General features: G+C 69.1%; 6 protein-coding genes. 4 read left to right on the top strand and 2 right to left on the bottom strand.

All coding sequences use genetic code 11. The annotated features are described in order from the left end of the window. Window positions 1–63 precede the first annotated feature (63 nt). From AB0M02_RS17250 to AB0M02_RS17240, 3 genes are read left to right on the top strand one after another with little or no spacing between them, the layout of a single operon-like run. The gene (locus AB0M02_RS17250) at window positions 64–2712 is read left to right on the top strand and encodes a LamG domain-containing protein (protein ID WP_364227679.1); all 2649 of its coding nucleotides are present in this window, start codon (window positions 64–66) and stop codon (window positions 2710–2712) included. Window positions 2713–2722: 10 nt separating this feature from the next. After that, complete coding sequence (locus tag AB0M02_RS17245; RefSeq protein WP_364227676.1) at window positions 2723–9535, top strand: polymorphic toxin-type HINT domain-containing protein; 6813 nt, start codon at window positions 2723–2725, stop codon at window positions 9533–9535. After that, window positions 9532–9915 (top strand): DUF6334 family protein, encoded by a 384-nt coding sequence (locus tag AB0M02_RS17240; RefSeq protein WP_364227673.1) that lies wholly within the window; start codon window positions 9532–9534, stop codon window positions 9913–9915. The genes AB0M02_RS17245 and AB0M02_RS17240 overlap by 4 nt, the downstream gene beginning before the upstream one ends. Before the next feature lie 72 nt (window positions 9916–9987). Here the strand turns inward: AB0M02_RS17240 and AB0M02_RS17235 are convergent, their stop codons facing one another. Then, window positions 9988–10566, bottom strand: coding sequence for a hypothetical protein (locus AB0M02_RS17235; RefSeq protein ID WP_364227670.1), 579 nt, complete (start codon window positions 10564–10566; stop codon window positions 9988–9990). 180 nt (window positions 10567–10746) lie between these two features. Next, window positions 10747–11676: an NADP-dependent oxidoreductase gene (locus tag AB0M02_RS17230; protein ID WP_364227668.1), complete on the bottom strand. Its 930-nt coding sequence runs from the start codon at window positions 11674–11676 to the stop codon at window positions 10747–10749. A gap of 246 nt (window positions 11677–11922) precedes the next feature. Here AB0M02_RS17230 and AB0M02_RS17225 point away from each other — a divergent pair, with 246 nt between their 5' ends. After that, complete coding sequence (locus AB0M02_RS17225) at window positions 11923–12426, top strand: SRPBCC family protein (RefSeq protein ID WP_364227666.1); 504 nt, start codon at window positions 11923–11925, stop codon at window positions 12424–12426. Window positions 12427–12465: the final 39 nt, after the last annotated feature.

Below are 12465 nucleotides of genomic sequence, written 5' to 3'. Positions count from 1 at the left end.
CATAGCTTTCGCACGAGCCCGGCCGTCTCGGTCCGGACCGATGTGAAAGATCGGAGATCTTGCATGCGCCGATTGCTGAGCCGCGTGATGCGCGCGGCTGTGGTGGCCGTCGTGGCCGTCGGTGTGGTGGCCGGGCCCGTTTCCCTCGCCGGTGGGGCGCCGGCGAGGGAGGCACCCGGGACATTCACGACCGAGATCGGGGCGCTCAACACGCCGTCGGTGTCGCCGGGTGCCAGCGCCTGGAGCATGATCAACCAGACCGAGCCGGACCAGGAGTACTGGTCGTACGACCGGAACGAGGGCGCCAAGGTTGGTTACGAGCAGGACAGCATCGCGCCGAACAACCGGTACCGGTCGATGTTCTGGTTCGACCTCGCGTCGTTGCGTGGCAAGCAGATCCTCTCCGCCACGTTCAGCGCGACGCTGACGCACTCCTACTCATGCACGGCGTCCTACACCGATCTGTACGTGGTGGGCGGGTTCGGGCCGGACACGAACTGGAACAACCACAGCAACTCGTGGAACACCTTCATTACCGGCACCAACTCCGAGTCCTGCGACGACGCCCGGGTCCACAACGAGTGGGGCAACGCGAAGCTGGCCGAGGGGGTGGCCGGGTCGCTGGCAAGCGGCGGGATCGCGCTCGGGCTGCGGGCCAGCAACGAGGGGACCTACAACCACTGGAAGAAGTTCGACCCGGCGTCGGCCCGGCTGTCGATCACGTACAACTCGTACCCGGACATGCCGTCGGGGGCGACGGTGGACGGCAAGGCCTGTGCCACCGGGACGGGCCGCCCGTACATCAGCACCGCTTCGCCGGGGCTGAGCGCCAGGGTGAGCGACCCGGACGGCGGCATCCTGGACGCCTGGTACTTCTGGGGGAAGCTGGTCGGCGGCGTGGTGCAGCAGCCGTGGACCAACGTGCAGCAGCGTGACATCACGTCGGGTGGAAACACCACGACGACGCTGGCAGGCCTGGCGGACAACACGACGTACGCGTGGAACGTGACCTCGGGCGACCGGGTCACCGACAGCCCGACGACGCCGTGGTGCGAGTTCACCGTCGACACCAACAAGCCGAACAGGGCGCCGGTCGTCACCAGCGCCGACAGCGTGTATCCGCCGGGCGACGGCTACCACGGCGGGGTGGGGCGCAGCGGCCAGTTCCGGTTCGCGCCCAACGGGGTCTCCGATGACGGCGTCAACGACGTCGTGGGCTACTACTGGGGCTTGAGCGATCCGCCCACCGAGTACGTCGCCGCGAGTGCCCTCGGAGGAACGGCGCTGACCGGTGCGACACCCGAGAAGCGGGGGATCAACACGCTCCACGTGAAGTCCGTCGACCGTGCCGGCAACCTCTCGCCGATGGCTCGGTACGACTTCTCGGTGGCCCCGGGCATCCCGCCGGTCGGCCGCTGGAAACTCGACGAGACGTCAGGAACGGTCCTGGCCGACGCGTCCGGCAACAACCACCCGGCGACGCTGGCCGGAGGACAGCTGGGGCAGCGCAGCCGGGTCGGTGGTGCCGACCGGGCGGTGCGCTTCGACGGGACCTCCGCGCAGGCCACGGCGGCGGGGGCGGTGCCGCGGGTGGACAAGAGTTTCAGTGTCGGGGCATGGGTGCGGCTGGACCGCGCGGACAACTTCGCCACCGCGGTCGCGCAGGACGGTGTGAACGGCAGCACCTTCTACCTGCAGTACAACAAGGAGGCCGACCGGTGGGCGTTCGCGGTGCTGGAACACGACGCGGCCGGCGCGAGCTCGGTGCGGGCCGTCTCCGAGAAGCCCCCGCGCCTGGGCGTCTGGACCCACCTCGCCGGTACCTACGACGAGGCGACCCGGAAGCTGCGGCTCTACGTCAACGGCCAACTCGCTGCCACGACACCCCTGAACAGCGGCTGGGTACGCACAGCCGGCACGAAACCGCTGACGATCGGCCGTGCCATGTACAACGCCCAGCCGGTCGATTTCTGGCCGGGCGCGATCGACGACGTCCAGATCTGGGATCGCCGGATCTTCCAGGGTGAGCTCGCCCAGTACGTCGACCAGACCTCGCTTGCCGGCGAGTGGCTGTTCGACGAGGCCTCGGGCACCGCTGTCGCCGGAGACACGTCCGGGTTCAACCGGCCGGCGGCCATCAGCGGCTCGCCCGTCCGGACCACCGGACACCGCTCGGCCGGGCAGGCGTGGAGCCCCGGCTCGGCCGTCTCCTCGGCGGAGACGACGACACCGGCTCTGCTGACGGACCAGAGTTTCTCCGTGTCGGCCTGGGTCCGGCTGCCCGGTTCCACGTCCACCTCGACCGTCGTCGGCCAGGACGGCAGCCAGGTCAGCGGATTCTTCCTCCAGTACCTCAAAGAGACCGACAAGAACCCGCGGTGGGCGTTCTCGATGCCGTTCGCCGACGAGCCGAATCCGCCCGAGGAACGCGTGGGCAGGGCCTCGGCCGAGGTGAGGACCACCGCCGGTGAGTGGGTCCACCTGGTCGGTGTCCACGACGTGGGCAGGGCGCAGCTGCGGCTCTACGTCAACGGCGCGCACGTCGGCACCGGCTCGATGCCGGACGCCTGGTCGGCCGGCGGTCCGCTGACGATCGGCCGGGCCAAGTTCGGCAACCGGAACGTCGACAACGTCCGCGGCGACATCGACGACGTCCGCGTCTTCGTCGGTGTGCTCGAACCCGCCGACATCGTCAACCTCTACCTGTCCTGAGAGGACGGTCATGCGAAAACCGCTCAAGCGGGCGCTGCTTGCCCTGCTCTCCCTGAACCTGGTGGTTCAGATCGGCACGGCCGTCACCGCCGCCGCGGCTGCTCCGGCGCAGTACGTACCGTTGCAGCCGCAGAAGGACAGGATCGTTCCCGTTCAGGACGTGCCGGTGCTTCCGTACGCGCCGGATCCGGCCGCCGCCGCGGCGGCCCTCCGCCCGGCACCGCCGGTGTGGCCCGCTCCCGCCGAGGCCGAACTCACGGTATCCGCCAGTGCGGGAGCCCGTCTTGCCTCCCAGAAGACCTCCCTGGTCGGCACCCTGCCCGTCGCGGTCACAGCCGCCGGTGTCCGGAACGCCGGCGTGCCCGGCACGGTCCGGATGAATCTGCTGGACCGGCAAGGCAAGCCCGAGCTGCGGTTCCGGCTGTCCACCACCGAGGGCCCCGGCGCGGTCCGCGTCACCGTGGACTACCGCGCGTTCCGCAGCACGTTCGGCGGCGACTGGGCCCACCGGCTGCGCCTGGTCCGCCTGCCGGACTGCGCGCTGACCACGCCGAACCGCGCCGAGTGCGCCGGCACGGTCCTGCCGTCGGCCAACGACGGCAACCGGGTCGCGGCCGACCTGACCGCCGCGAGCGGTAAGGGTGCCCTGTACGCGCTGGCCGCGGGCACCTCCGGCAACACCGGCTCCTTCGCCCCGACCTCGCTGCAGGCATCCAGCACCTGGTCCTCGGGCGGTGGCTCCGGCGACTTCAACTGGTCGTACCCGATCCAGATCCCGCCGGCGGTGAACGGGCCGGTCCCGTCGGTGGCTCTCGGCTACTCCTCGCAGAGCATGGACGGCCGTATGGCGGCCAACAACAACCAGCCGTCCTGGGCCGGTGAGGGCTTCGACTACTCGCCCGGGTACATCGAGCGCCGCTACAAGGGCTGCGGCGACGACATGGGCAAGGACGCCCGTGGGCAGGACCCCACCAACAAGAACAACAAGACCAGCGACCTGTGCTGGGGGACCGCCAACGCGGTGATGTCGCTCAACGGCACCACCGTCGAGCTGATCCGCGACGACGCCACCGGCGCCTACCGCCCGCGCAACGAGGACGGTTCGAAGGTCGAGCTGCTCACCGGGGCGGACAACGGCGACGGCGACCGTGAGTACTGGAAGATCACCACCACCGACGGCACCCAGTACTGGTTCGGGCGCAACCAGCTGCCGGGCTGGGCGTCCGGCAAGCCGGTGACCAACTCGGTGTGGACGGTGCCGGTCTTCGGCAACCACCCGAACGAGCCCTGCGCCAAGAGCACCTTCGACGCGTCGTGGTGCCAGCAGGCCTGGCGGTGGAACCTCGACCACGTCGTCGACCCGCACGAGAACACCATGTCGTACTGGTACGGCACGGAGAAGAACGTCTACGCGCGGGCGAAGGACGTCACCAAGCTGACCGAGTACACCCGCGCCGGATACATCAGCCGGATCGACTACGGCACCCGGCTGGGTGAGGAACTCGGCACCACGCCCAGGATGCAGGTCAACTTCAAGACCGCCGACCGTTGCGTCACCAGTTCCTGCGGGCAGAAGAACGCGGCCAACTGGCCGGACGTGCCCTGGGACCTGTTGTGCACGACGTCGTGCCTGATCGCCGGGCCGACGTTCTGGACCACTCTGCGGCTGGCCGAGATCAGTACGGCGTCCGGCGGGACGACGGTCGACACCTGGCGGTTGCAGCACTCCTTCCCGGACCCCGGTGACTCCACCCGGGCCGGTCTGTGGCTGGAGAAGATCAGCCGGGTCGCGCCGGGCGGCACCACGCTCGATGTCACCTTCAGCGGCCAGCAACTCGTGAATCGGGCGGAGTCGCAGGACGACCAGGCCCCGCCGATGAACTGGTGGCGGGTCAAGACGATCCGTAACGAGAGCGGCGGCGAGGTCACGGTCTCGTACTCGGCGCCCGACTGTGTCAGCGGGCTTCAGCCCGACACCAACACGAAGCGGTGCTACCCGGTCAAGTGGACGAAGGAGGGAGACACCAAGCCCTTCCAGGACTGGTTCCACAAATATGTGATCAACGCGGTCACCGAGACCGATCACACCGGCGGCGCGCCCAAGGTCACCACGAACTACACGTACATCGGTGACCCGGCTTGGCACTACACCGACGACGACGGCCTGGTCACCAACGACGCCAAGACCTGGTCCAGCTGGCGCGGCTACCAGGCGGTGGAGGCCAGGCGCGGCGAGGATGCCGACCGCACCGCGGCGCGGACGGTCTTCTACCGGGGCATGGACGGCGACCGGACGTCCGGCGGGACGCGCTCGGCCAAGGTGACGACCTCCGACGGTGTCGAGGTGGTCGACGCGGCGGGCCTCGAGGGCAACGTCCGGGAGACGGTGTCGCTGAGCGGACCGGACGCGGGCGCCACGCCGATCAGCACCGAACGCTTCGACGTCGGCAGGATCGGCAACAGTACGGCGACCCGGGTCATCAACGGCACCACCGTCACCGCCAACTACGTGCGGACCACCACCATTACCCAGCGGGTCCTGCTCGACGGGGGCCGGGGCTTCCGGGCGACCGGCCGTACCACGGCCTACGACGGCTACGGCATGGCCACGCAGACCGAGGACCACGGTGTCGTCGGGGTGGACGGCGACGAGCAGTGCACGCGGACCTCGTACGCTCGCAACAACGACCGGTGGCTGCTCGGCCTCGTCTCCCGGGTCGAGACGACCGCCCTGCCGTGCGCCCGCCGGGCGGAATCCGCAGCCGACGTGATCGGCGACAGCCGCATCACGTTCGACGGCGCCGCCAGCTGGGCTGCCAACAACCCGACCAAGGGCGACGTCACCCGGATGGAGGCGATCTCGGGTTGGTCGTCCGGGGCGCCGACGTATGTCACCGTCGCGGAGGCCACCCATGACGTGCACGGCCGCACGCTGAAGGCCAAGGACGAACTGGGGCAGTGGTCGACGACTGCCTACGAACCGGCGGTCGGCGGTCCGGTCACCAGGATGACCACGACCAACGCGCTCGGTCACACCACCGTCAACGAGCTGAGCCCCACCAGGGGCCTGGCCGTCGGCACGACCGACCTGAACGGGCAGCGGACCGACCTGGAGTACGACGCCCTCGGGCGGCTCACCGGTGTGTGGCTGCCGGGCCGGGTGAAGGGCAAGTCCGAGGCGAACATCAAGTACGCCTACAAGATCGGGCGCGACGGGCCGGTCATGCTGACCAGCTCGACGCTCAACCCGGCCGGGAAGTACATCACCTCGTACACGCTGCAGGACAGCCTGATGCGGCCGCTGCAGACCCGGACGCCGTCACCCGGCAAGGATGGCGACGACATCGTCACCGACGTCTACTACGACTCGGCCGGGCGGGCGTACAAGACCAACGCGCCCTATCTGCCGACCGACGAGAACGCGCCGTCCGAGCTCAAGCGCCCGTCCGACGCCCAGGTGCCGTCGCAGACGACCACGCAGTTCGACAGCGCGGGCCGGGCGACCGTCTCGATTCTCAGCGCCTTCGGGGTGGAGAAGCAGCGGAGCACGACGGCGTACGGCGGTGACTGGGTCTCCGTCGACCCGCCGGCGGGCGGCACACCCACGCGGACGATCAGCGACGCGCGGGGCCGCACGGTCGAGGCACGCCAGTACAAGGGCGACGGGCCGAACGGCGAATTCGACAAGATCACGTTCGGGTACAACCGGCAAGGCCTGAACAGCGTCGTCACGGACGCGGCCGGCAACACGTGGTCGCAGTCCTACGACATCCGTGGACGGCTGATCACCTCGAACGACCCGGACAGCGGCCGGTCCACGACGACCTACAACGACAAGAACCAGGTCGCCACGGTCACCGACGCGCGCGGGAAGAGCATCGCCTACACCTATGACGAGCTCGGCCGGCGAACCAGCATGGTCGACGCCGCCGCTCCCCAGACCCGGATCGCCGAGTGGACGTACGACTCGCTGGCCAACGGCAAGGGCAAGGCCGTCGCGGCGACCCGGTACGTGAACGGCAAGGCCTACCGGACCGAGGTGACCGGGTACACGGCGCTCGGGCAGATCGCCGGCACCAAGGTGACGATCCCGGAGGGGCCTTTCGCGGGCAGTTACCCCTTCAACACGACGTACGCCCAGGACGGCAGCGTCTCCACGGTGAGCTACCCGGCGATGCACGGGCTGCCCGCCGAGACGGTCCAGTACAACTACACCGAAGACCTCGGCATGGCCACGTCGATGTACGGCAAGACGCTCAGCGGCACCAGATACGGCTACGTCGACGCGATGGCCTACACCGGGTACGGCGAGCCGGCCGTGCGCACCTACAGCCCGGAGGTCGGCGGGGGCCCGCTCGCCGACCAGCAGTTCACCTACGACGACAAGGACGGCACGCGGCGACTCACCGGAACGCAGGTGAAGACGCAGTCGTCGGTCGCGGCGCTGTCCAACATCAAGTACACGTACAACGCCGTCGGCAACGTCGAGAAGATCGTCGACAGCGCCGGGACGACTCCGGATGTCCAGTGCTTCCGCCACGACTACCTCAGCCGGCTGAAGGAGGCGTGGACACCGGCCACCGACAACTGCGGCACCAACCCGAGCGTGTCCGGGCTGGGCGGGCCGGCCAGGTACTGGGACAGCTACTCCTACGACGCCGTCGGCAACCGCACCGCGCGGGTGAAGCACAGCTCCACCGGCTCCACCGGCTCCACCGGCGACGAGACCACCACCTACACCTACCCGGCGGCCGGCTCGGCACGACCGCACGCGGCCACCGGCGTCACCGTCGGATCGAAGACCTACCAGTACGCGTACGACCAGGTCGGCAACACCGTCTCGGCGCCGAACGCGGCCGGCGGGCGAACCTTCACCTGGGATCTTGAAGGCAACCTCGCCACCAGCACCGACCCCTCCGGCACGACGAAGTATCTCTACGACGCCGACGGGAACCGGCTGATCCGTACCGACCCGTCCGGTGCGGCGACGCTGAACCTGCCCGGCGCGGAACTGCGGTCCACCGCCTCGGGCACGGTCAGCCACACCCGGTTCTACACCTTCCAGGGCGAGACGATCGCCCAGCGCACCACCGCCGGGCTCACCTGGCTGATGTCGGACCGGCAGGGCACCTCCACCCTGGCGATCAACGCGACCGGCAACCAGTCGGTCGTCCAGCGCCGGCAGAAGCCGTTCGGCGAGGCCCGCGGCGCCGCGGTGTCCTGGCCCAACCAGTTCGGATTCGTCGGCGGCACCGCCGACCCCACCGGCCTGGTCCATCTCGGCGCCCGCGAGTACGACCCCGAGGACGGCCGGTTCCTCAGCGTCGACCCGATCTTCAACGCCGCCGACCCGCAACAGTGGAACGGCTACTCCTACGCCAACAACAACCCGACCACCCTCAGCGACCCGTCCGGACTGTCACCCGTTTCGTGCCCGGACGGGGAATGCCGAGGGGGCGCGTACGGCAACAGCCCGGGTCCGGCGACCACCTACGAACCCACCAAGTCGAAGTTGGTAGTCAAAGGAACCGCCATGTGTTATGACGGTGAACCGCGCTGCTACCAGGCATGGGGCTCCAACCCGCACGCACCGAGGGTAACGGTCCAGCCGAAGCCGGTCCCGGAGGCGCCCAAGTGCGGCTCCTGGGACGTCATCTGCCACGGCAAGACAGCCGTCGCCGCCGCGGTGAACTGGGTCGACGACCACAAGGCGGAAATCCTCGGAGCGGCCGCCGGCATCGTCGCGGGCGCGGCGTGCGCGGGCGCCATCGGCTGGACAGGTGTCGGGGCGGTCGCCTGTGGGGCGCTGGCCGGGGCGGTCGGCAACATGGTCTCGTACTCCTTCGCGACCGTCGTCGAACAACGCGCGGACTTCAGCGTCGAAGGCCTGCTCAGCGCCGGCACATCCGGAGCGGTGATGGGCGCCGTAGCGGGAGGCGCCGGGGCGATCCTAGGCGCGGCCGCTGTCGGTGCGGGGGCTGCGATCGGTGCGGGTGTCGGGACCAGGGCGGCCGTCCAGGCAGCGTCCACCGCCGCGCGGCAGGAGGCTCGGGCCATCGCCGGCAGCGCGCCGGTCAGCACCAAAACGGTGTCGGCCGGTGCGCCGGCGGCGGCTCGCAACAGCGCACCCGTGTGCAGCAGTTTCGTCCCCGGCACGCTGGTCCTGCTCGCCGACGGCACTACGAAGCCGATCGAGGACATCGACATCGGCGATGAGGTGATCGCCACTGACCCGGGGACCGACACCACAGCGGCGAAGCCTGTTTCGCGGCTGATCTCGAGTGCGGGCCCGAAGGATCTGGTAGAGGTCACCGTCGACCTTGACGGTGCCGCTGGTGACGCCGAGGGCAGTGTGGTCTCCACGGCCAGACATCCGTTCTGGGTGCAGAGCCGGAACGCATGGGTCGACGCCGCCGACCTCGACGGTGGCGACACCGTGACCACGGCGACTGGAACCCGGCAGCGGGTCCTCGGGACGCGAATGTGGGCCGCTCGTTCAAGGGTGCACAACCTGACCGTTGCCGGACTCCATACCTACTATGTGCTGGCCGGCAACACGCCGGTCCTGGTGCACAACTGCACTCCTCTGATCAAGTCCGAGAGGGCTAAGCTCGGCAATCTGGTCGACTTCGCCGACGAGACGGCGGCTGACATGATCAGGCGCCGCGGCGGAGGAGCGAGCCAGGTCAATCAGCTGGGAAGCGATTACAAGACGATGACTCTGCGCGATCTGGCGCATGAGGCGGTCTTGGGAGACCGCGAGGCGGAGAAAGCGATCAAGATGGTCAAGCAGGCCGGAGGACAGAAGAAGGGCGGAAAGTGACGCTGCCATCCCTTGGCGAGGTCGCGGACACGTTCGGCGCCGTTCGGCAGATCCTTGTCGACGACACGAATCCGGCTCTGCTCTCGGCCCTTGTCCTTGTTTTCGAGCACGGCACGTTGGCCGTCGAGGCTGTTGCTGACGACGACACCGTCGAGGTGTCACTCCACAGTTCGCCGGAGAGCGTCGGCGAGGACGTTTCCGGGGAGCCTCCGTGGAGCCTGCTGGTGGGGGGAACGCCTTTGTGGCTGTGGTCGATGATCAACCAGCATGGATTTCGGGACGGTCTCCAGATCATGGCGAGGAGGGGCGGCGTGGATGTCGGCTTCCAGCTCATGGTGATCGCCGGCTCACTGAAGCCTTTTCTGGTGATCGAGCAGTGAGCACCGACTGGGTCGCCTGTTAGCCGCCAGAGCAAACCGGGTGGTGCCTTACGGCACCACCCGGTCTTGCGATCAGCGGTAGGGGTTGTCGCCCTTGGGCCAGCACGAGTCGCTCTCGTAGTCGAGCGGCTCGAGCCTCACCCGCTCCCAGATGCCCTTGATGTTGCTGTTGGCCCGCGCCGGCGAGTTCGGCTCGTCCGCGCGGGTGAGCACGTACTTGAAGTTGGAGACCGCTCGCAGGTACCCGTCGTAGCCCTGCCAGTCCGTCTGGAGGTCCTCCAGCACGAACCGTTCCCAGTTGCCCGCGACGCCCGAGTTGGCCGCCAGCGGGGACTGGTTCACGTCCGCCCGCGCGACGATGTACCGATTCGTCGCCTTGGAGACGATGCGGAAGGTGCCGTCGGGCAGGGTCTGCAGGTAGAACTTCTCCCACTGACCCTGGTAGTTCATGCTGTTCGCGGTGACCGGGGCGTTGGGCTGGTTGGCCCAGGCCACCCACCACTTCTGGGTCCACATCGCACGGATGTGGATGTCGCATCCGCCGACCCTGGAGACGTCGTCCGCGAGGGCGCTCGTCGCCGGCACCACCGCTCCGGTGATCGCCATCCCGAGCGCCGCGGCGGCCGTGAGGAACCTGCGTCTGAGTTTCAAGTGAATCCTTTCGGGCTTGCCTGGTTCCGGCCACGCCGACGGCGAGGCGTTCGAAGCGCAACGCCAGGGCGTGGCCCCTTCTGCCGGATCCACCGCTGGCCCTCGCTCGTGACGGCGGCCCGTGTGAATCGCAACCGCCGAATTCTGCGGATGGCCGCTTTCACCAGGCTTGCGCGCCGCTCACCCGCGCACTCGCAGCACCACCTTGCCGCCCGCGTGCCCGCTCTCGACCAGCTCGTGCGCGGCGCCGACCTCCTCCAGCGGGAACACCCGGCTCACGACCGGCCGCAGCACCCCCTCGGCCAGCCACGCCGCCAGCCGGCGGGTGCGGTCCCCGTGGTTGTGGATCAGGACGCCGTGGAAGGTCAGGTTCCGGTCGAGCACCGGGTCGAGATCCAGCAGCGGCGTGGCGATCGACGCGATCGACCCCCACGGCCGGATCCGCGCCACCACCTGGTTGACAAGTTCACCACCCACCAGATCCGCGACCGCGTCGACTTCGTCGACGGCCTGCGGGAACTCAGAGCTCGTGTAGTCGACGCAGGTTCGCGCGCCGAGGCCGTGCATCACTGAATGCGTGGCCGCACGCCCCACCGCCGTCACATCGAGCCCCGCGTGCGCGGCCAGTTGGACCAGGAGAAGTCCCACGCCGCCGCTGGCGCCGAGGACGAGCAGCCGGTTCCCGGCGGGGAGCGCGAGCCGGTCGAGGACCTCGGCCGCTGTCCCGGCCGCCAGGGGAGTCGCGGCGGCCTCGATGAACGACGTGCCGTCATCGATCGCTGCGGCCTCGCTTGCCGGGACGATCACCGACTCGGCGTATCCGCCGGCGCCGGACGGGAAGCCCGTCATCGCCATCACCCGGTCGCCGGCCGCGTGCTCCGTGACACCAGGCCCGACGGCGTCGACAACTCCCGCGACGTCGTATCCGAGGACGCAGGGCACCGCCAGCCCCGCCCAGGACCCGTCGGCCCGATTGCCGGCGTCGACGGGATTGACGCCCGCCGCGTGGACCGCTATTCGTACCGTTCCGGGGCCTGGCTCCGGTTCGGGAATCTCCTGCAATGCGAATCGGTCGACACCGCCGAATCCGCTCAGAATGACAGCGCGCATTCCCGGAATGATAGACGCGGAGGGCCGGAAGCGGATTGGGAGGCGCCTCCGGCCCCGGTTCGCGGCTGGGGGGAAAATCTGGTCGCCGAGCGAACAAGAGAATAATTACCGCCAATACCCCGGTTCGCAAAGCGGCTGGCGGGAAAGCCGCTCTTTTTGTCGCAGTGGACCCCGCTCCGGCGCTCGCCGACCCGTAACCGTCGGGTTACGCTTTCGGGGCAGTCCACGACAACACGAGGAGGCATCATGACGACGGCACCGAGCGGTCGCCTGATCCGTCACCCCGGCAGCGCCGACCTGATCCTGACGCGCCATTTCCGGGCCGAGGTCGGCGACGTCTGGGCGAGCGTCACCGAGCCGGAACGCACCGCGAGGTGGTTCGGGCCCTGGCAGGGCGAGGCGGCGCAGGGCCGCACCATCAAGGTCCAGATGGCGTACGACGAGGGCACGCCCTGGGTCGACATGCGCGTCGAGGCGTGCCGCGCGCCGCAGAGGCTGGTCCTGGCCACCGGCGAGAGTGACGGCAACTGGCTCATCGAGCTGCTGCTGGCCGACACGGACGGCCGGACCGAGCTGAGCCTGATCCACCACGGTGTTCCGATCGACGGTGTGCACGAGTTCGGCCCGGGCTGGGAGTTCTACCTGGACATGCTCGTCGCCTCGCGCGAGGGCGGCGACCCGCCGTCCTATGACGACTACTACGAGTCGATGAAGGGCTACTACGACGGCCTGGTCCGGGACCCGGCCTGAGGTCGCCGGCCGACTTTGGCGGGAACACCGCCAAAGTCG

The organism is Actinoplanes sp. NPDC051861 (genome assembly GCF_040681145.1).
GTDB lineage: Bacteria > Actinomycetota > Actinomycetes > Mycobacteriales > Micromonosporaceae > Actinoplanes.
This window is presented reverse-complemented; position numbering and strand designations above follow the sequence as displayed.

Excerpts from the sequence above, each read along its gene's own strand:
- AB0M02_RS17230 (WP_364227668.1), bottom strand. The coding sequence starts at position 11,676 with ATGCGCGCTGTCATTCTGAGCGGATTCGGCGGTGTCGACCGATTCGCA.
- AB0M02_RS17245 (WP_364227676.1), top strand. The coding sequence starts at position 2,723 with ATGCGAAAACCGCTCAAGCGGGCGCTGCTTGCCCTGCTCTCCCTGAAC.
- AB0M02_RS17225 (WP_364227666.1), top strand. The coding sequence starts at position 11,923 with ATGACGACGGCACCGAGCGGTCGCCTGATCCGTCACCCCGGCAGCGCC.
- AB0M02_RS17250 (WP_364227679.1), top strand. The coding sequence starts at position 64 with ATGCGCCGATTGCTGAGCCGCGTGATGCGCGCGGCTGTGGTGGCCGTC.